Raw genomic sequence first — 19,733 nt, forward strand, 5'->3', positions numbered from 1 at the left:
GGCCCATCACGGGCCCCCTTCTCATTCGGCTTGTGGCTCCCCCAGTTTGAGCCGGGTGATCGCCTCGACCCGGCGCCACTGTCCGGGCTCGAACCAGCGGGCCAGCAGCTCCTGTTGCTGTTCGGTTCGGGCCTCGTTCGGCAGTTGCCTGAGCTCGGCCAGAAAGCCGCTGAGCTGCTCCTCGAACCCTTGCCGGTTCTGCTCCAGCTGGCGCATCCGATCCATCGCTTCCGGCCCCCCCGTCTCCAGCAGCAGAGCCTCCCGTTTGGCCGGGTCCATCTGCGCCAGCTCTTGCAACTCCCCAAGCAGGCGGCTATTGGCCTCCGCCTCGCGAAACCAGTCCGGTTGCTCTGCCAGCCAGAGATCCAGCTCGCTGGCCAGCTGCGACTTGTCGCTGTCTCTTGCCTCCGCCAGCGCCCTGCGGCGCAGGGTCAGCTGCTCCATCAGCCGATCCTCTGCAAACAGCTGGGCCTGCTCCGCCGGGGTAAAGCTCTGCTGGCGCAGCTGCTCTCGCTCGTCAAACAGGATCTGCAGGCTGGCGAGGGAGATCTCGGTGGGCACCGTCAGGCTGCTCTGGGCGGAGACAAAGGTGCGATAGCGCGCCTGCAGGGCATCGGCGGCCTCCTGCTCGGGATCGTGCGGGTGGCTCTGTGCATGCTGGCTGGCTTGAGCGGGGGATGAGTCTGCCGTCGGTGCAGTGGGCCAGAGCAACACCCCGCCAAGCAGCAGGGTGATGGCACAGGGCACGACGAGCAGGGTGGCTATCTTCATAGTCCCAGCTCCTTGAGACGGTTGGCATGCTGGCGATAGAGGGTGACCGGATCGCTCTCGAACAGATGGTGGATGCCGAAGGACTGGTTCACTTCGTCCAGATGGTTCATACGGTAGCTGGTGCCGATCACCTTGCCGAGGTGGCTGCTGCAGACCCCGACCAGTCCGTCATTGGGCTCTTTGAAGAAGGCGCCGGTCAGCGCCAGCGCAGGATCCACCGGATCCAGCAAATTGGTCAGGTTGCCGCGTCCGCTCCAGGAGAAGTAGTAGACGCCGTTGGTTGCTTGCATCGGCCCCTCGCCGCAATAGCGGCTGGGCAGCCCCTCCGGGTAGCGCTGGTTGAACTGGCTGGCCCCCTTGCTGGTGAGGGCATCGAGGGCAGCGACCGGATCTTGCGGCAGCTGGCTCCCGCCTGAGAGCAGTGAAATCATGCCGGAGAGGGCGTGGGCTGCAGCGGCCGCCAGCTTCTCGGCGGCGCTGCCGGGCGCTGAATTGGCCCGCACCAGATCGGCAATCTCGGAGCCGTAGTTGACCCCGCCGACGCTGGTGGCGGAGGCGACCAGCTCGGGGGCGACCGAGGCGACATAGCGGATAGTGGGGCCGCCGTGGGAGTGGCCGATCAGGTTGACCTTCTCGGCGCCGGTGGCTGCCAGCAGCAGCTCAACTTGGGCGAGCAGTTGCTCCCCCCGTTGTTCCGAACTGGCGGTGGCCGATACCTGAGCCACGTAGACTTTGGCACCATCCCGGCTCAGGGCCTGGGGAATGCCGTAGAAGTAATCGACCCCGAGCAGCTTGTCGAAGCCGAACAGGCCGTGCACCAGCACTATGGGGTAGCGGGTCTGGGTGTATCCGCTGGCGTGTGCCAGCATGGGCAGGGTGCAGAGCAGCACCAGAAGCCATCTCTTCATCATCAGCATCCTTGTTGAATTGTGAGGAACAGATTGTGTGGCGTACTCCATGTTCGCCGGTGCCAGTATGGTGGCTGCTGACGGGAGAGGCTGTGAGGGGGATCGCAACTCGGGATTCAAAAGGGATTCAGGGTGTGGGCGGGGAGGTTGTGCTCCCCGCCCTGTGGCTTATTGCCACGCCACCAGGTGATACTGCTTCTTGCCCCGGCGCAGCAGCAGGTAGCGGTCAAACAGCCGATCAGTGGCGCTCAGCTGTTCATCCTGCTTGAGCACACCATTGAGGCTGATGGCGCCCGCCGCCAGCAGTTCGCGGGCGATGCGCCTGGAGTTAGCCAGACCGCAGCTGACCAGCAGGCTGACCAGATCGGTCTCGCCGCTGACGGTGCTGCACGGCATGCCATCCTGCGCCAGCTGGGCCAGATCGCTCTCGCCGAGGCGGGCCACGTCGCCGCTAAACAGCAGCTCGCTGATGCGCTGCACTGCCGCCAGCGCCGCCTTGCCGTGTACCAGCTCGGTCAGCTCGTTCGCCAACACCTGCTGGGCCTGCTTGCGCCCCTGCCGCTTCGCGTCTTCCGCCTCCAGTGCATCAATCTCGCTCAGCGACATAAAGCTGTAGTAGCGCAGGAAGCGGTAGACATCCTCATCCGCGGTGCCGAGCCAGAACTGGTAGAAGGCGTAAGGAGAGGTGAGCGCCGGATCGAGCCAGACCGCGCCCCCCTCGGTCTTGCCGAACTTGGTGCCGTCTGCCTTGGTGATAAGGGGCAGGGTCATGCCGTGCACCTGAGCCTGATGGAGGCGACGGGTGAGATCCATGCCGCTGGTGATATTGCCCCACTGGTCGTTGCCGCCAATCTGCAGGGTGCAGCCGAGCCGCTGGTGCAGCACTGCAAAGTCGTAGGATTGCAGCAGAGCGTAAGAGAACTCGGTGAACGAGATGCCCTGATCCGGACGGGCCAGCCGCTGGCGCACCGACTCCCGCGCCAGCATGGCATTGACCGAGAAGTGCTTGCCGATATCCCGCAGAAAATCGAGGGCGGACATCTGCCCCATCCAGTCGCCATTGTTGACCAGTTGCGGGGCCGACAGGCCCTCATCGGCGGGCAGCAGCGCCCTGATCTGGGCAGACTGGCTGGCGACCCAACCCTGTACCGTGTCGGCACTATTGAGGCTGCGCTCGGTCGCCTTGAAGCTGGGGTCGCCGATAAGGCCGGTTGCCCCGCCCACCAGTGCCACCGGGGTGTGGCCCGCCAGCTGGAAGCGGCGCAGCATCAAGAGTGGCACCAGATGACCGATATGCAGGCTGCCGGCGGTGGGATCGAACCCGCAATAGACGGTGCGCGGGGTGGCAAGATGATCGGCCAGGGCCGCCGGGTCGGAATTTTGGGCCACAAGGCCGCGCTCGGTCAGCTCATCGAGCAGGTGGGGGTTGATCATGGGTTCTCCAACAGCAGGGGGAAAAGCCGTCATCCTCGCCGTTCTGGCCGGTGGCGGATATGTCCCCTAAGGGACAGTTTTGCCACTCTCGTGCTAGCATTCAGCCATAGCGGGGAATCGCTCCCCGTCACCGGAAACGTGCCACCATGACCCAGCCATTCACCACAGATGCCTTGACCCGCAGCATGACCGAGGTGGTCGATGCCCTGCACAGCAGCGCCTTTGCGGCGGCGCTGGTGCGGCTGATCCAGCAACAGGTGGCGTTTGATTGCGCCCTGCTGCTCGGGGTGGGGCAGCGCCCCGTCTACCTCTACGACAACCTCAATCATCAGCGGGCTCTGCTGTTTGACCGCTACCTCACCAGCCACTTCAGTCAGGATCCCTTTATGCAGGCGCTGGAGCAGGGCTTGCCTGCTGGCGTCTGGACCCTGGCGCAGGTCTCCCAAGGGCGGCTCGATCCCGAATATCGCTACCACTTCTATCAGGCTACCGGCTGGCAGGAGGAGGTGGGGCTGATCCTGCCGGTGCGGGACGGGCTGACGCTGATGCTGTTTCTGGGGCGACTCGACAAGCGCAGCACCCTCAGCCGTGACGAGCTGGCGAGGCTGGAGCAGCTGTTCCCGCTGGTACATTCGCTCTGCCGTCAGCAGTGGCGGCAGAGCCAGCCGCTGCTGGCCCAGAGCACTGCACTGCCCGACAGCGCCAGCCTCAAGAGTGCGGTGGAGCAAGCGATGGCGAGTGTCGGGGGGGATCTGCTCACCCGGCGTGAGCGGCAGGTGGCGGAGTTGCTGCTGCAGGGGCTGGATACCGAGGCGATTGCCGCGGAGCTCGGGATTGGCAGCGGCACGGTGAAGAATCACCGCAAGCATCTCTATGGCAAGCTGCGGCTCGGCTCGCGGGCCGAGCTGTTCAATCTCTTTCTGAACCACCTCATTACGGCGCCGGTGGAGGCATCCCCCGTTTCATCGATGGGAGATACAACGAGCCCGCCATAGGGCGGGCCGGAGTTACTCGATGCGCGGGAGGGTGGGAGTGGTTTCGGGCAGGATACTGAGCAACTGGTAGCGCTTCATCAGCTGCTTGTATTCATCCCCCTGTTTGACCTTGTCCAGCGCCTGTTGCAGGCGGGCAACCTGTTGCTTGTCTGCCCTCAGGTTGAAGGCGAAGCAGTTATCCTGCTCTTCAATAATCGCGACGGTGACAAAATCCTCGCTGGGGAAACCCAGCTCTTTGGCCTGATGGCGCAGCATCACCTCGTTGCCCGCCACCAGATCGGTGCGTGCCATGATGAGCTGGCGAACCACCTGATCCATGCGCTCCACCGACATCATATTGCCCGGGCTGATCCCGCGGTTGAGCAGCAACTGCTCCCCGACATCCGCCTGCATCACGCCGATCTGCAGCTTGGCGAGATCCGCTTTGCTGGCCACTTTGGGAGCATCCTGCTTGCGGCCGACCAGCGCGACCCTGGAGTGGCTGATGGGGCAGACCCAGAGGAAGTGGGGATCCCGCTCCTTGGTGTGCGCCGTGGTAAAGAGCACGGCCTCTTGCTGCTGGGTCAGCAGATACCAGCCGCGGGCCCAGGGCAGAAAGTGGATGGGTTGCTCCGGCTCCCCCATTTCGCGCCACATCAGGCGCAGCAACTCGACCGCCAACCCCACAGGCTGACCATTTTTATCCTGGCCATTGAGCGGCATGTTCTGCTCCGAATAGTAGATAAGTGCCGAAGCCGGGAGCGCGATAAACAGGGCGAGAGAAGCGAGAGAAGCGAGAGCAGGGAGCAGACGACGCATGATGCACTCCTTGTGCGGGTAGTTACCTAACAGTCTATGTGGCCTTTTCCATAACGTCATGATCCGGTAGCGGGATAAAAAACAGGCCACCTTGCGGCGGCCTGTCGGTTTATTTGAGCAGGGCTTCCATCTCTGCTTCTGCCTTGGCGCGAGCCTTGGCTTCCGCCGCTCTGGCTGCATCGGCAATGCTATCTCCGGCCGTATGGGATGCGGCACTGACGGCGTGCCGGGCTGGTTCGGCAACGGCCTTGGTTGCCTCTTGCGTCACGGTAGAGGTGGCACTACTGACGGCCTGTTTGGCAGGAACGGCAACAGCCTTGGTGGCTTCTTGGGCCGCGGCCGCAGCGGCGTTACTGACGGCTTGCTTGGCAGGAGCGGTAACGGCTTTGGTCGCTTCTTGTGTCACGGTCGCGGCAGCGCTGCTGACGGCTTGCTTGGCAGGAGCGGCAACGGCCTTGGTGGCTTCTTGCGTCGCGGCCGCAGTGGCACTGCTGACAGCCTGTTTGGCAGGCGCGGCAACGGCCTTGGTCGCTTCTTGGGTCGCGGCCGCAGCGGCGCTACTGACGGCTTGCTTGGCAGGAACGGTAACGGCCTTGGTGGCTCCTTGCGTCACGGTGGCAGCAGTGCTGCTCACCGCTTGCTTGGCTGGCGCAGTGACAGCGGTGGTTGCACTACGGGTCAGGTTGGTCGCGCTTTGGCTCACAGCTTGGGTGGCCTGCCCTGTGGTGTTGGCGGCTGCGCCGCTGATGGCCTGGCTAGCGCTGTTGGTCAGCGAACCGGTGACGCTGCGAGTCACTGTGCCCAGAGCGCTGCCAAGGGAGAAGGGGGAGGCGCCACTCTGACTGGTCGCCGCCCCGGTCAGGGCATTGGCCGCCGGGGTGAGCTGGCTGGTGGGGGTCTGCCAGCCCTGCATGGCGGTTGGCCAGGTCGGTGCCGTGCCCGCCAGATTTTCGCCGAAGGTCAGGGTGGTGCCATCCCCTTTTTGCAGCAATACCGACATCTGGTTGGTTTGCGAGTTCCACACCATCCCCGCCTGCTTGGCGATATCCGGCACCGGCGCATACTCGGAGACCACATAGAAAAGCGGCCCCTCCTGCTGTAACTTGTCGGAAGTCTTGAGCAATTGCATGGTGCTGTCGTAGTTGGGGCCAAGGATGGCGGTCATCCGATCCTTGATCAGGGGTTGTTCGAACAGATTGACTTCGTTCGGGTCAAAGCCGACCAGCGGCTTGAGCAGGGCCCACATCAGCTGGCTGGTGGGGCTCATCATCAGCAATGGGGCAACGCAGGCGGACAACATCAGGCTCAGGCAGGCCGCCTGAAGCAACGGCATGATACGCATTGGGATAATATCCAAATAACGATTTGATAAATAAGGTTATATTTTGTCAGGAAGTGACAAATTCACCGGAAGTTTGCGGGTGGCAGCGAGAGCCTGCCCGCAGGCGCTGGCAGGCTACCATATTGGTTCCACAATGCCAGCAGGCCGTATGATTGTCAGTCAAGTAAACCCCGGCGCTGGTCGATTCTTCGAGAGTGCCCCGCATCGAAACAGGATCCATCCCATGAGAAATTTACTGCTCTGCCTGCTGGCCTCCCTCTGGCTCGCTCCCGCCCTGGCTGCGTCCAACACCACTGTGGTAGGCGAGTCTGCCAGTCCCGAGCTGGTGCTGCCGCTGGGTTCGCTGCCCGAGCGGGTCTGCTGGTTTGCCGATCAGAAATATTCCGAAGGGGCCCGCATTCTGCAGGGTGATATCTGGCTGGAGTGCGGCCCGCTCAACGATCTCGAGAGCAATGGCCCGCTGGCATGGCGTTCTCCTACGGTGGTGTTGCCTGCCACTCGTGGGGCAAAAGATCAGAAGACGATTTCCGTGGGTCAGTGAGGCTTTTCTTGATCCAGCTAAAGACATGGACGTGATCCCTGTCGCATAATGCAGCTCCTTTCTTCTCTTGGCTGGAACCTAAGAAATGGCTCGTCGCTCTTCCAATGCACAACGTCGTCGCAGTAGCTGGTGGTACAAACGCTTGTTGGCAAGGGAGCGGGAAGAGCGCGAAGCGCGTTCCGTCCGGGATTGATACAGCATTGAAAAGACGGAGCCTTTGGCTCCGTTTTCTATTTATCATCGTCAGCATCATGACAACGGGGGCCATCAGGCCCCCGTTTTGCTTTTGCAGATTTTTCCTTCTTGCGGCTTAGCGCTGCAAGGCGGCCAGTGCCAGTTCGACTCGTTTGGCGTACTCGGGGTCGGCTTGCTCGAAGTGCTTGAGCTGGGCCGCGACGATGGCGTCATCCTCCACATTGATGAGAGAGCGGGCCAGGTTGGCGGCGAGCCGTGAACGCTGCCCCTCGTCCATGATCCGGAACAGGTTGCCCGGCTGGCTGTAGTAGTCGCTGTCGTAGTCACGAAAATCGTAGTGCAGGGCGGCCCCTTCCAGACTCAGTGCCGGTTCGTGCTGCTCGCTCGGCTGCTGGGTACCGAAACGGTTAGGTTGATAGTTGGGGCTGGCGCCGCCATTGCTGTCTGCCCGCATGGCACCGTCACGATGGGCGCCGTGATGGAACGGGCAGCGCGGGGCATTGACCGGCAGCAGGCCGTGGTTGACGCCGAGGCGATAGCGCTGGGTGTCACCGTAGGAGAAGAGCCGCCCTTGCAACATGCGATCCGGCGAGAAGCCGATTCCGGGCACCACGTTGGCCGGGGTAAAGGCGGCCTGCTCCACATGGGCGAAGTAGTTGTCCGGGTTCTGGTTGAGCTCCAGCACGCCCACCGGGATTAGCGGGTAGTCGCTGTGCGGCCACACCTTGGTGAGGTCGAACGGGTGGATGTTGTAAGTCTGGGCGTCGGCCTCCGGCATCACCTGCACATAGACCTTCCAGCGCGGGAAGTCGCCCCGCTCGATGGCGTTGAACAGGTCCGCCTGACTGGTCTCCCGATCCTGCCCGACGGCGGTGGCGGCCTCTTCATCGGTGTAGAAGCTGTGGCCCTGCTCGGTCTTGAAGTGGAACTTGACCCAGAAGCGCTCGTTCGCGTCGTTGATAAAGCTGAAGGTGTGGCTGCCGTAGCCGTTCATCTCCCGCAGGCTCTTGGGGATGCCGCGATCGCTGAACAGTATGGTGACCTGATGCAGGGACTCGGGATGGCGAGACCAGAAGTCCCAGGCGGCGGTGGCGCTGCGCAGGTTGGTGCGCGGATCCCGCTTCTGGGTGTGGATGAAGTCGGGGAATTTCAGCGGATCGCGGATGAAAAAGACCGGGGTGTTGTTGCCCACCAGATCCCAGTTGCCCTGCTCGGTGTAGAACTTGAGGGCGAAGCCGCGCACGTCGCGCTCGGCATCGGCGGCGCCCTTCTCGCCTGCCACGGTGGAGAAGCGCAGGAACACCGGGGTCTGCTTGCCGATGGCGTTGAACAGGTCGGCCTTGCTGAATTGGCTGATGTCGTGGGTCACGGTAAAGGTGCCGTAGGCGCCCGAGCCCTTAGCGTGAACCACCCGCTCGGGAATGCGCTCGCGGTCGAAGTGGGCGAGTTTCTCCATCAACCAGATATCTTGCATCAGGATGGGGCCGCGCGGGCCAGCGGTGAGGCTGTTGTTGTTGTCGACGACGGGGGCACCGTTGGCGCTGTGCAGGGTCTTGTCAGTCATGGCTTCTCTCCTTGTTGATATGGGGCCAGCCTACGGATCTGCGCTTTGATCGGCCAATGGGCCTTTCCTCGTCCTTTGATAGGCAAGACAAATGGGTGCGGATAGGGGATGTTTCACTGCGCCGGATATTGCATGATGGAGGCTTCGAGAAGGAGCCTCATATGCAGATTACTATCCGTCATGCCGAACCCGCCGATGCCGCCGCCTTGCAGGAGCTCTACGCCATGCCCAATGCCCAGGCGGGCACGTTGCAACTGCCTTTTCCGACCTTGGGGCTGTGGCAACAGCGGCTGGAACAGAGCGGTGTGGTGGCACTGGTCGCCGAGGTTGACGGCCTGCTGGTAGGCCAGCTCTCGCTGCTGGTTGAGCCCAATCCGAGACGCAAGCATGTGGCCGGTATCGGTATGGGAGTGCGGGATGACTGGGCTGGCAAGGGGGTGGGCTCTGCCCTGATGGCTGCGGCGCTGGATCTGGCAGATAACTGGCTCAACCTGCACCGGATTGAACTGACCGTCTATACCGACAATGAGGCCGCACAGGCGCTCTATCGCAAGTTCGGTTTCACTCAGGAGGGGCTGGCCCGCGACTATGCCTTCCGGCAGGGACGCTATGTGGATGTGTTCCATATGGCCAGAGTGGCGGGGGGCGCCAGTCGCTAACAGCATGGTCGATTATCAGGCCAGATTGCGTCCGGTGATCCGGGCGCTGGAGCAGAATCCCGAGCTCTGCCTCAGCGAGGCGGCCTGTCTCGCTTCACTCTCCAGCTATCACTTTCATCGGGTCTTTACCGCCGTCACCGGCGAAACTCCAGCCGAGATGCAGCGCCGCCTGCGGCTGGAGCGGGCAGCCCGCTCTCTTTGCTACAGCCGGGATCCGGTGACCGAGATAGCCTTCTCGGCCGGTTTTGCCAGCTCGCAGGCCTTTGCCAAGGCGTTTCGCAAGCAGTTTGCCATGACGCCGGGGGCGCTGCGCCAGCAACCCTCACTGCTGCAACTGAGCAAGAATGGACACGCCGTTGCCCGCGAGGCTGGTTATGCTGAAAGCCGTTCCCATGAAAGGAGGCAACCGATGAAAAGCGAACAGATGGCCCCGAGCACCCTGGCCTATATCCGGGTGACCGGCCCTTACGGCACCGGCTACGAGCCGGTGTGTGACCAGCTCTACCAGTGGTCTGCCGAGCAGGGGCTGGCCGAGGGGGAGTGGATCTTCATCTACCACGACAACCCCGAAATCACCGCGTCCCAGCAGTGCCGCACCGATATCTGCGTCACCGTTCCTGCTGGTACCAAAGGCAGCGGCAATGTGGAGATCCAGCAGCTGGCGGGCGGCCGTTATGGCCAGTCACGTTTCACCGTGACCGACCCGGCCCAATATCCCGCGCTCTGGCAGCAACATATCGGTGAGGTGGTAGCGGCCGGTTTCGAATTTGATGATCGACCCTGTTTCGAGCTCTATCACAGCTTCGATCCGGTGACCAAGGTCGCGGATGTAAGCTTCTGCTCCAGCCTCAAGGGGTAGGGGCGGGAGAGCAAAACGGGTTTGTGCAGAAACGAGAGAGCCGGACAGTGTCCGGCTCTTTTGCATCTGGCGGTTGGGGCTGCGGTTAGCGCTGGAACCCCTTCTGGGCGAACTTGGGACGGGCATTCATGATCTGCTCCACCTGCTCGTCGCTCATCTTGCCACGCGACAGTCCCAGCACCTTGTAGGTGAGCAGCGGTCGGGCGGGCAGGGCGATCATCAGGGCGCGGATCTGGTTCTCGTCATCCTTCTCCCGGGTCGGCTTGCCGTAGGCGTAGGTGAGGACGCCGGCATCCATCAGGTTTTTGACGGCGGGCTCGGTGATCGGCAAGTTTATGACGCTTTTACGCTGCAGCACGAATTCGCGCAGCACCGCTTTCTCGTTGAAGTCGAGGAAGCCGATCATCTGGGCCAGCTGGTCTTGCTGACGGCGCGCCTGCCACTCTTCGCACGCCCACTCCCAAGCGATCAGGAAGCCCTGACTGCAGAAGTAGGAGATGGCGATCAGCATGCCGACCCCCAGCCAGGCCGCATGATCCGCAGCCCACTGGCTGACGGCCCCTTTCATCAGCCCGGCCGGAAACAGCAGAATGATGCTGCAGCAGAGCAACAACCATACCATCAGCCAATTGAGGCGGTTCAGTTGATAGAAATGTTGGATCCACCGTTTCATTGTTCATCCTTCCCAAACTGTTGTGGATAGTGAACTACCTACAGCAATCGGTGTGCCAACAGCGCAATGGCGGCGGGGAGAGGGCGCTGGCGAGGTTACATTCCCTTACAAATTATTGAATTAATTGTCATTAATTTGTCTTGTGAGGCGGCGGTCGAGTTGGTAAAACGTCCCCTCAGTCATTGGGGAGTAGCAACCCGCCCGCATTCCGGGCCGGGCCCATGTCAACACTCTTGGATCCTCGCATCCATGGCATGGGCGGTGATAGGCACTATCGCTCTGCAAGACCTTTGGCCTCGATATGCACGCCAGCCGGGCGAGCCATGTCGGGTCCATCGGTTATTCTGCTCGCCTGGCGGTATCTATTATGTTGATTACCCTGCTGTTATTTCTCGTCTCTGCGGTCACCATCTACCTTGCCTGCGAATACTTCGTCAACGGCATCGAGTGGACCGGCCACCACTTCAAACTCTCGCAAAGCGCTACCGGCTCCCTGCTGGCGGCACTGGGTACGGCGCTGCCCGAGTGCATCGTGACCCTGACCGCCCTGCTGATGGGCAACACGACTGCTCAGCAGGAGATTGGCATCGGTGCCGCCCTCGGCGGGCCGCTGGTGCTGGCGACCATCGGCTATGCAGCGGTCGGTCTCACCCTGCTGCTTTGCATGGGGCGTACCGAGCGCGCCATCGACGGCGAGGTGCAGCGCGAGATTGGCCGGGATCAGCGCTGGTTTATGGGCATCTTTCTGGTGGCAACCGCGCTGGGTCTGGTCGCTTTTACCGGCAAGAGCTGGCTGGCCCCGCTGTTCGTGCTGGTCTACCTCGTCTATGTAAGGCGCGAGTTGAAACAGAGTGACAGCCACGAAGTCGAATTGCCGGAGCCCCTCAAGCTGGCCCCCGATGCGGGGATCCCGCCCCTTGGCAAGGTGCTGCTGCAGACGTTGGGTGCGTTGGTGGTAGTCGCACTGGCGGCCCAGCTGTTCGTCCATCAGCTGGAGAGCATGGGCGAGCTGTTTGGTCTCTCGCCGGTGCTGGCGGCCCTGCTGCTGAGCCCGGTGGCGACCGAGATGCCGGAGCTGATGAACGTGCTGATCTGGGTGCGACAGGGCAAGAACCGACTGGCGCTGGCCAATATCTCCGGGGCCATGATGATCCAGGGCACCATCCCCAAGGCGTTCTGCCTGCTCTTCACCCCCTGGCTGCTGGATGGCGCCATGATGGCCTCCTCGCTGGTGACACTGCTGGCGGTCGGCTTGCTCTGGTGGGGGTTCCGAAAGGGAGCGATGACCGCCGGGCGGTTGGCACTGGTCAGCCTGCTCTATCTCGGCTTCTGCGGCTGGCTGCTGGTGAGTTGAAACGGGAAGCGCGGATATGAAAAAGCCCCCTTGGGTCAGGGGGCTTTGCTGTCGCGGTTGGTCGCGGCGCTTACAGGGCGGCGATCTCGGCCTGCTGGGCCTCCAGCTTGGTTAGCTGGAGACGGTAATCTTCCAGCTTCTCGCGCTCTTTGGCGATCACCGCTTCCGGCGCCTTGGCAACGAAAGCTTCGTTGCCGAGTTTGCCTTCGATACGACCGCACTCACCCACCAGACGGGCAACCTCTTTGGCCAGACGGGCCAGCTCGGCGTCCTTGTCGATGAGACCAGCCATCGGGATCATCAGCTCGGTGGCACCGATCAGCTTCTTCACTGACAGCGGGGCCACTTCACCGTCTGCCAGTACGCGGATAGATTCCAGACGGGCCAGGGACTTGAGGAAGGCCTCGTTGTCACCGGCGCGCTGGCTATCCTTGGCATCGCACTTGAGCAGCACGTTCAGGGTTACGCTCGGGGCCACGTTCATTTCGGCGCGGATATTGCGGATGCCGACGATAAACTCCTTCACCCACTCCTGATCCGCCATCGCGGCTTCGTCCACCTTGGCGGCATCGAACTCCGGGAAGGCCTGGATCATGATGGTGTCGGCGTGTACGCCAGCCAGCGGCGCGACCGATTTCCAGATGGTCTCGGTGATGAACGGGATGATCGGGTGCGCCAGACGCAGCAGGGTTTCCAGCACGCTGACGAGCGTGTGGCGGGCAGCGCGCTGCTCGGCCTCGGAACCCTTGCCCAGTACCGGCTTGGTCAGCTCCAGATACCAGTCACAGAACTGGTTCCAGATAAATTCGTACAGCACGCCCGCCGCGATATCGAAGCGATAGGTATCGAGGGCAGTGCGGAAGTCACGGATGGCCACTTGCAGTTGGGACTGGATCCAGCGATCCGCCAGACTGAACGCCATTTCGCCGCCGTTGAAGCCACAATCCTGATCTTCGGTGTTCATCAGCACATAGCGGGAGGCGTTCCACAACTTGTTGCAGAAGTTGTTGTAGCCGTCCAGGCGCTTCATGTCCCAGTTGATGTCACGACCGGTAGAGGCCAGCGCTGCCAGCGTGAAGCGCAGGGCGTCGGTACCGTGGGCCTCGATCCCTTCCGGGAACTGCTTGGCGGTACGCTTGCCGATCTTCTCGGCCATCTGCGGCTGCATCATGTTGCCGGTGCGCTTCTCCAGCAGATCTTTCAGCGAGATGCCGTCGATCATGTCGAGCGGATCCAGCACGTTGCCCTTGGACTTGGACATCTTCTGGCCCTCTTCGTCACGGATCAGGCCAGTGATGTAGACGGTCTTGAACGGGACTTGCGGCTGGCCGTTTTCGTCCTTGATGAAGTGCATGGTCATCATGATCATCCGGGCAATCCAGAAGAAGATGATGTCGAAGCCGCTCATCAACACGTCGGTCGGGTGGAAGGTCTTGAGTGCCTCGGTGTTGTTCGGCCAGCCCAAGGTGGAGAAGGTCCACAGGGCGGAGCTGAACCAGGTGTCGAGCACGTCTTCGTCCTGACGCAGGGTGGTCACAGACGGGATGCTGTGCTTGGCACGCACTTCCGCCTCGTCACGGCCCACGTAGACGTTGCCGGCGTCGTCATACCATGCCGGGATGCGGTGACCCCACCACAGCTGACGGGAGACGCACCAGTCCTGAATGTCGCGCATCCAGGAGAAGTACATGTTTTCGTACTGCTTCGGCACGAACTGGATGCGACCATCTTCCACCGCTTCGATGGCGGTCTTGGCCATCGGTGCCACACGCACGTACCACTGGTCGGTCAGCATCGGCTCGATGGGCACGCCACCGCGATCGCCGTAGGGCTGTTGCAGCACGTGATCCTTGATCTCGTCCAGCAGACCCAGCTCGTCCAGCTTGGCGACGATAGCCTTGCGAGCCGCGAAGCGCTCCAGACCGGCGAACTCGGCCGGCAGGGCGGCGTCGTAGGCGGTGCAGGGGTTGCCGTTGGTATCGACCACTTCGGCCTCGGCACGCACGTGGGCGTCCAGGGTGAAGATGTTGATCATTGGCAGGCTGTGGCGCTTGCCCACTTCGTTATCGTTGAAGTCGTGAGCCGGGGTGATCTTCACGCAACCGGTGCCCTTCTCCATGTCGGCGTGTTCATCGGCGACGATGGGGATCAGACGGTTCACCAGCGGCAGCAGGATGTGCTGGCCGATCAGCGCCTTGTAGCGAGGGTCTTCCGGGTTCACAGCCACGGCGGTATCGCCCAGCATGGTCTCCGGACGGGTGGTGGCGACGATCAGGTAATCCTTGCCTTCGGCGGTCTTGGCGCCGTTGGCCAGTGGATAGCGCAAGTGCCACATGTGGCCCTTGATCTCGCGGTTTTCCACTTCCAGATCGGAGATGGCGGTGTTGAGTTTCGGATCCCAGTTCACCAGACGCTTGCCGCGGTACATCAGGCCATCTTCGTAGAGACGAACGAACACTTCCTGCACGGCGGCGGAGAGACCCTCATCCATGGTGAAGCGCTCGCGCTCCCAATCCACGGAGTCGCCCAGACGGCGCATCTGGCGGGTGATGGTGCCACCGGACTCTTCCTTCCACTGCCAAATTTTGTCGATGAAGGCATCACGGCCGTAATCGTGGCGAGTCTTGCCCTCTTCTGCGGCGATCTTGCGCTCAACCACCATCTGGGTGGCGATACCGGCATGGTCAGTACCTGCCTGCCACAGGGTGTTTTTGCCCTGCATGCGGTTGTAGCGGATCAGGGTATCCATCAGGGTTTGCTGGAAGGCGTGACCCATGTGCAGGCTGCCGGTGACGTTCGGCGGCGGGATCATGATGCAGAAGGAGTCTTTGCTGGTGTCGCCGTGGGGCTTGAAGTAACCCTGGGCTTCCCAGTGCTGATAGAGCGCCTGTTCGATGGCGTTGTGATTAAAAGTCTTTTCCATGGTCTCGCCGTAATCTGGATGGATGGAGTCTGGTGTTGATTCTTTATGGATCAATTGGTTGCAGTCAGGGCTGCGCCGGATCCGGTGCGGCAAGGACGGGCTGATCCCTCATTTCGAGGGTATGGCCTGCCTGGCGATAGTGCTTGTAGCGCTCGCGGGCTTGCTGCTTTTGTGTTTCATCAGTGGGGACAAAATCTACCACTTGAGCGAAGTGTCCTGCAAACAAAGGTGTCGCAGTGGCCAGATTGATGAGGCGGGCGTAGCGCCGTTTCGGCGGCTGAAAGCCGATCTCCACCGGGGCCATGCCGCTTTCGCCTTGCAGCTGGTGCGGCACGAAGCGCTCCGGCGGCAGTTGCCACAACAGCTCGTCTAGGCGCAGGGCCTGCGCTTCATCGTCGCACAACAGGTAGATATGGCCCGCGCCCCACGACTCGGCCGCCAGTTGGCAGGCGAGCCGTTCGACGGCGCTGGCCTGTGCGTCATCCTGTTCGTTCATCAGGTAAAAAGTCACTTGGCTCATCAGGTTGATCCCGTTTTGCGGTGACGGACTATTGACCGCCGAAGAGGCTGACAGGGAGTTTTCCCGCCTGCTGCTCACTGATTCAAGAATGAAACAAGGAAGAGGCGGGCCTCTTCCTTGTGGTACTGGGCAACTCCCGGGCTTCCGATGCATTCATCGAAAGGGGCAGGGGAGTTACTCTTTTTCTTCGATATCCACGCCTGCCCGGTTGAGCAGGAACTGGGTCAGCAGGGGAACCGGACGACCGGTGGAGCCTTTGTCCTTGCCACTCTTCCAGGCGGTCCCAGCGATATCCAGGTGAGCCCAGTTGTACTTCTTGGTGAAGCGTGACAGGAAGGCGGCTGCGGTGATGGTACCGGCCGGACGACCGCCGATGTTGGCCATGTCGGCAAACGGGCTGTCGATCTGCTCCTGATACTCGTCAAACAGCGGCAGACGCCAGGCGCGATCACCCGCCTGCTCGGAGGCGTTGAGCAACTCGTGGGCCAGCGGGTTGTGGTTGGCCAGCAGACCCGAGGTGTGGTGGCCCAGCGCGATGACGCAGGCACCGGTCAGGGTCGCCACGTCGATCACGGTTTCCGGATCGAAGCGGTCCACATAGGTCAGCGCATCACACAGCACCAGACGACCTTCCGCATCGGTGTTGAGCACTTCGATGGTCTGGCCGGACATGGAGGTGAGGATGTCACCCGGGCGATAGGCGTTGCCACCCGGCATGTTCTCGCAGCCTGCCAGCACGCCGATGACGTTGATCGGCAGTTGCAACTGGGCCAGGGCATGCATGGTACCGAGCACGGAGGCGGCGCCACCCATGTCGTACTTCATCTCGTCCATGCCGTCGGCCGGTTTGATGGAGATGCCGCCGGAGTCAAAGGTCAGACCCTTGCCGACCAGCACGATGGGCTTGGCATCCGGATGACCCTTGTATTCGATGATGGCCATCATGGCTTCGTTGTCGGAGCCGCGGGCCACCGCCAGATAGGAGTTCATGCCGAGTTCGGCCATCTCCTGCTCGCCCACCACCTTGGTGGTGATGTTGTCGAAGGCATCGGCCAGACGACGGGCCTGGGAGGCGAGATAGGCCGGGTTGCAGACGTTGGGCGGCATGTTCGCCACGTCGCGGCAGACCCGCACACCCTTGGCCACGGCCAGACCGTGAGCGATGGCTTTTTCACCAATGGTCAGTTCCCGACGCGTCGGCACGTTGAACACCAGCTTGCGCAGCGGGCGACGTGGCTCGGCCTTGTTGGTCTTGAACTGATCAAAGCTGTAGAGGCCCGCCTTGGTGGTTTCTACCGCCTGGCGTACCTTCCAATAGGTATCCCGACCCTTGACGTGCAGCTCGGTGAGGAAGCAGACCGCTTCCATGGAGCCGGTTTCGTTCAGGGTGGTGATGGTCTTGTTGATGATCTGCTTGTACTGGCGTTCGTCGAGTTCCCGCTCCTTGCCGCATCCGACCAGCAGTACGCGCTCGCTGAGCACGCCCGGTACTTGATGCAGCAGCAGCATCTGGCCTGGTTTCCCTTCCAGGTCGCCACGGCGCAGCAGCGAACTGATATAGCCATCGCTGATCTTGTCCAGTTGTTCGGCAACCGGAGAGAGGCGACGAGGCTCAAATACGCCGACTACGACGCAGGCGCTACGTTGCTTCTCTGGACTGCCACTCTTTACACTGAACTCCATGGAATCTCCTACATCCTAAAGACAAAAGGCACCTTTTATTGAATAATGCGGTGCTTGTTGGGGTATCAGAGGCGGAGCGAACAGCCACAGGCTCCGCAGTTCAAACTGGTAAAAATCCAATATACGGCCCTATTTTTCAGGCATTCGACTAAAAACACAAGTTTACTTGGGAATGACTGTGATCGTTTTCCGATATTTGTTCAGGGAAACCCTGAAAACCCAGCTGGCAGTGTTATTCGTATTGCTGCTTATCTTTGTCAGCCAACAATTTATCAAGATCATCGGTGATGCCGCCGATGGCGAGGTGCCGACACGTCTGGTCTCCACCCTGCTGCTGCTCAATTTGCCCAATATGGCGCTGTTGATGCTGCCTATCAGTCTCTTTTTAGCCATTTTGTTTGCCCATGGTCGCCTCTACGCCGAAAGCGAAATGACGGTGATGCATGCGGTCGGTTTCAGCCACCGTTTCGTGATGCGCAGCGCCATGTTGCTGGCCTTGCTGACTGCTGCCGTCGCGGCGTTCAACACCGGCTGGATCGCCCCGCAAGCCAAGGAGCGCGAGTATCAGGTGATCGACGAGTTCAAGGCGGATCCGGGGATCTCCTTCCTGCAGGCGGGCCGCTTTATGGAGCTCGACAAGGGGCGTCTGGTTGCCTATATCCAGGATCTGAACGACAACGGCTCAAAACTGCAAAAGATCTTCGTGCTGCAGCGGGCGGAGGGGAACAATCCTCCCTCGGTGGTGGTGGCGACCGAAGGGGTGGTGACGGTCGATGAGAAAGGCCTGCAGTGGCTGACCCTGATGGATGGCTCCCGCTACGAGGGGAACTTCTCCGGCAAGCAGTTCCAGATCTCCGATTTTCGCGAATATGGTCTGGTGATCCGCCAGCAGGAGATGGAGCGTTCCAACCGCAAGGCGGCGGCCAAGCCGACCATGGAACTGTTCGGTACCCAGGACAACGCCATGATGGCGGAATTGCAGTGGCGTATCTCGCTGCCCCTCTCCATTCCGGTGCTCACCCTGCTGGTGGTGCCGCTGGCGCGGGTCAACCCCCGTCAGGGACGCTACGCCAAGCTGCTGCCAGCCATCATGCTCTATCTCTCCTACTTCCTGCTGCTCAGTGCCGCCCGTTCGGCCATCGACAGCGGTCGGCTGCCCTACTGGCCGGGCATGTTCCTGGTACCGCTCGGTTACCTGCTGTTTATCGGCCTGCCCCTCAATCTGCAGGGCACCAGCTGGTGGAACGGGGTAAAGAGCAAATATTTCATAAACAAATCAAAATGATGAAGCCACATAGGAACTACCGCTGATGTTTGGCATTCTCGATAGATATGACAATCGGGTCATTTTGATGCCGACCCGGTGTATCGCACTTCAGGAGAAAATCAGCATGAAGCTGCAAGATAGGAGTCTCGGCTGATGTTCGGCATTCTCGATAGGTATATCGGTCGGGTCATTTTCATGTCGATCCTGCTGTGTGAAATCACGCTGGTTGGTCTGGCGGGGCTCATCAAGTATGTGGAGCAGCTCAAGTCGGTCGGTGACGGCAACTACGACATGATCAACGCTCTCTACTATGTGCTGCTCTCCATGCCCAAGGAGGCGGTGCTGTTCTTCCCGCTGGCCGCGCTGCTGGGTGGCCTGATTGGTCTGGGTCAGCTGGCGACCAGCTCCGAGCTGGTGGTGATGCAGGCGGCCGGTCGCTCCAAGATCAGTATCGTGATGGCGGCGCTCAAGACGGCGATCCCGCTGATGATCCTGGTAGGGCTGATGGGGGAATATGTGGCCCCCATCGCCAAGCGGATGGCAGATGACATCAAGGCTGGCGCGCTGTCCGAAGGTCGCCTGACGGTCTCCGCCTACGGGGTGTGGGCTCGCGATGGCAACAACTTCGTCAATATCAACGGGGTGCGCAACGATGGCGCGCTGACCGGCATCACCCTCTATCGCTTCACCCCCGAGCGCAAGCTGATCGACGTGGTGCAGGCACAGGAGGGAGTGTTTGAGCGCCATCACTGGCTGCTCAAGCAGACCCAGGTTACCCGCTTCGACGACCCGGCGCAGATCCGCAGTGAACAGCACGCCACGATGGAGTGGAGCTCGGAGCTGACGCCCAAGCAGCTGGGGGTGGTGAGTATCGACCCCGAGAATCTCTCGGTCTCCGGTCTGCTCGACTACATTGGTTACCTGGATGCCAACAAGCAGGATGCCGGTCGCTACAAGCTGGAGATGTGGCGCAAGCTGCTGTCACCGCTCTCGGTGGTGGCGATGATCCTGCTGGCCTCCTCCTTCATCTTCGGCCCGCTGCGCTCGGTGAGCATGGGGGCGCGGATGCTGATGGGGATCATGACCGGCTTCGCCGTCTATGTGAGTGATCGGGTGTTTGGTCCCATCAGTCTGGTCTATGCGGTACCGCCCATTCTGGCGGCTGTCGCGCCCAGCCTGCTGTTTGGCGGTATCTCCTTCTACATCCTCAGTCGCAAGCAGTAATCCGCACGAGGTTATGAGGAAAT

At 61.4% G+C, this 19,733-nt stretch carries 17 protein-coding genes and 1 riboswitch; of the genes, 7 read left to right on the plus strand and 10 right to left on the minus strand.

Annotated features, from left to right (window positions below; all coding sequences use genetic code 11):
* Positions 1–21: 21 nt before the first annotated feature.
* From BN1115_RS00465 to tyrS, 3 genes are all read right to left on the minus strand, one after another.
* On the minus strand, positions 22–771 hold the full coding sequence (locus BN1115_RS00465; protein ID WP_042655605.1) for a lipase secretion chaperone: 750 nt from the start codon (positions 769–771) through the stop codon (positions 22–24).
* Positions 768–1,679, minus strand: a complete 912-nt coding sequence (locus BN1115_RS00470) for a lipase family alpha/beta hydrolase (RefSeq protein ID WP_042655606.1) — start codon at positions 1,677–1,679, stop codon at positions 768–770. Before BN1115_RS00470 ends, BN1115_RS00465 begins: the two co-directional genes overlap by 4 nt.
* A gap of 168 nt (positions 1,680–1,847) precedes the next feature.
* Positions 1,848–3,113, minus strand: a complete 1,266-nt coding sequence (gene tyrS, locus BN1115_RS00475; RefSeq protein ID WP_042655607.1) for a tyrosine--tRNA ligase — start codon at positions 3,111–3,113, stop codon at positions 1,848–1,850.
* Between the two features lie 146 nt (positions 3,114–3,259).
* Here tyrS and BN1115_RS00480 point away from each other — a divergent pair, with 146 nt between their 5' ends.
* Positions 3,260–4,108 (plus strand): helix-turn-helix domain-containing protein, encoded by an 849-nt coding sequence (locus tag BN1115_RS00480; protein WP_042655608.1) that lies wholly within the window; start codon positions 3,260–3,262, stop codon positions 4,106–4,108.
* A gap of 12 nt (positions 4,109–4,120) precedes the next feature.
* Here the strand turns inward: BN1115_RS00480 and BN1115_RS00485 are convergent, their stop codons facing one another.
* A complete protein-coding gene (locus tag BN1115_RS00485; protein ID WP_042655609.1) occupies positions 4,121–4,906 on the minus strand; it encodes a substrate-binding periplasmic protein in 786 nt (261 codons plus the stop codon).
* 109 nt (positions 4,907–5,015) lie between these two features.
* Entirely contained in the window at positions 5,016–6,248 is a 1,233-nt protein-coding gene (locus BN1115_RS00490; RefSeq protein WP_042655610.1) for a hypothetical protein, read from the minus strand.
* A gap of 223 nt (positions 6,249–6,471) precedes the next feature.
* Here BN1115_RS00490 and BN1115_RS00495 point away from each other — a divergent pair, with 223 nt between their 5' ends.
* A complete protein-coding gene (locus BN1115_RS00495; protein WP_050070475.1) occupies positions 6,472–6,789 on the plus strand; it encodes a DUF1496 domain-containing protein in 318 nt (105 codons plus the stop codon).
* Between the two features lie 310 nt (positions 6,790–7,099).
* On the opposite strand, the gene BN1115_RS00500 is transcribed toward BN1115_RS00495, so the two are convergent.
* The gene (locus BN1115_RS00500) at positions 7,100–8,548 is read right to left on the minus strand and encodes a catalase (RefSeq protein ID WP_042655611.1); all 1,449 of its coding nucleotides are present in this window, start codon (positions 8,546–8,548) and stop codon (positions 7,100–7,102) included.
* Positions 8,549–8,709: 161 nt separating this feature from the next.
* Here BN1115_RS00500 and BN1115_RS00505 point away from each other — a divergent pair, with 161 nt between their 5' ends.
* The gene (locus tag BN1115_RS00505) at positions 8,710–9,207 is read left to right on the plus strand and encodes a GNAT family N-acetyltransferase (protein WP_042061605.1); all 498 of its coding nucleotides are present in this window, start codon (positions 8,710–8,712) and stop codon (positions 9,205–9,207) included.
* Positions 9,208–9,211: 4 nt separating this feature from the next.
* Positions 9,212–10,066 carry an AraC family transcriptional regulator gene (locus tag BN1115_RS00510; protein ID WP_042655612.1) on the plus strand — a complete coding sequence of 285 codons (855 nt, stop codon included), beginning with the start codon at positions 9,212–9,214 and terminating at the stop codon, positions 10,064–10,066.
* Positions 10,067–10,151: 85 nt separating this feature from the next.
* On the opposite strand, the gene BN1115_RS00515 is transcribed toward BN1115_RS00510, so the two are convergent.
* On the minus strand, positions 10,152–10,739 hold the full coding sequence (locus BN1115_RS00515; RefSeq protein WP_005336432.1) for a superinfection exclusion B family protein: 588 nt from the start codon (positions 10,737–10,739) through the stop codon (positions 10,152–10,154).
* A 172-nt stretch (positions 10,740–10,911) separates the two neighbouring features.
* A riboswitch (yybP-ykoY riboswitch) is annotated at positions 10,912–11,019 on the plus strand.
* 87 nt (positions 11,020–11,106) lie between these two features.
* Between BN1115_RS00515 and BN1115_RS00520 the strand changes: the two genes are divergently transcribed.
* Entirely contained in the window at positions 11,107–12,093 is a 987-nt protein-coding gene (locus BN1115_RS00520) for a sodium:calcium antiporter (protein ID WP_082034763.1), read from the plus strand.
* Between the two features lie 70 nt (positions 12,094–12,163).
* On the opposite strand, the gene BN1115_RS00525 is transcribed toward BN1115_RS00520, so the two are convergent.
* From BN1115_RS00525 to pepA, 3 genes are all read right to left on the minus strand, one after another.
* Complete coding sequence (locus BN1115_RS00525) at positions 12,164–15,016, minus strand: valine--tRNA ligase (RefSeq protein ID WP_042655614.1); 2,853 nt, start codon at positions 15,014–15,016, stop codon at positions 12,164–12,166.
* Positions 15,017–15,080: 64 nt separating this feature from the next.
* On the minus strand, positions 15,081–15,536 hold the full coding sequence (locus tag BN1115_RS00530; protein ID WP_042655615.1) for a DNA polymerase III subunit chi: 456 nt from the start codon (positions 15,534–15,536) through the stop codon (positions 15,081–15,083).
* Between the two features lie 174 nt (positions 15,537–15,710).
* Positions 15,711–17,219, minus strand: coding sequence for a leucyl aminopeptidase (gene pepA, locus BN1115_RS00535; RefSeq protein WP_033138248.1), 1,509 nt, complete (start codon positions 17,217–17,219; stop codon positions 15,711–15,713).
* A gap of 172 nt (positions 17,220–17,391) precedes the next feature.
* Here pepA and lptF point away from each other — a divergent pair, with 172 nt between their 5' ends.
* Positions 17,392–18,504: an LPS export ABC transporter permease LptF gene (gene lptF, locus BN1115_RS00540; RefSeq protein WP_042655616.1), complete on the plus strand. Its 1,113-nt coding sequence runs from the start codon at positions 17,392–17,394 to the stop codon at positions 18,502–18,504.
* Between the two features lie 135 nt (positions 18,505–18,639).
* On the plus strand, positions 18,640–19,710 hold the full coding sequence (gene lptG, locus BN1115_RS00545; protein WP_042655617.1) for an LPS export ABC transporter permease LptG: 1,071 nt from the start codon (positions 18,640–18,642) through the stop codon (positions 19,708–19,710).
* Positions 19,711–19,733: the final 23 nt, after the last annotated feature.

This window comes from Aeromonas allosaccharophila, from assembly GCF_000819685.1.
Classification (GTDB): Bacteria; Pseudomonadota; Gammaproteobacteria; order Enterobacterales; family Aeromonadaceae; genus Aeromonas; species Aeromonas allosaccharophila.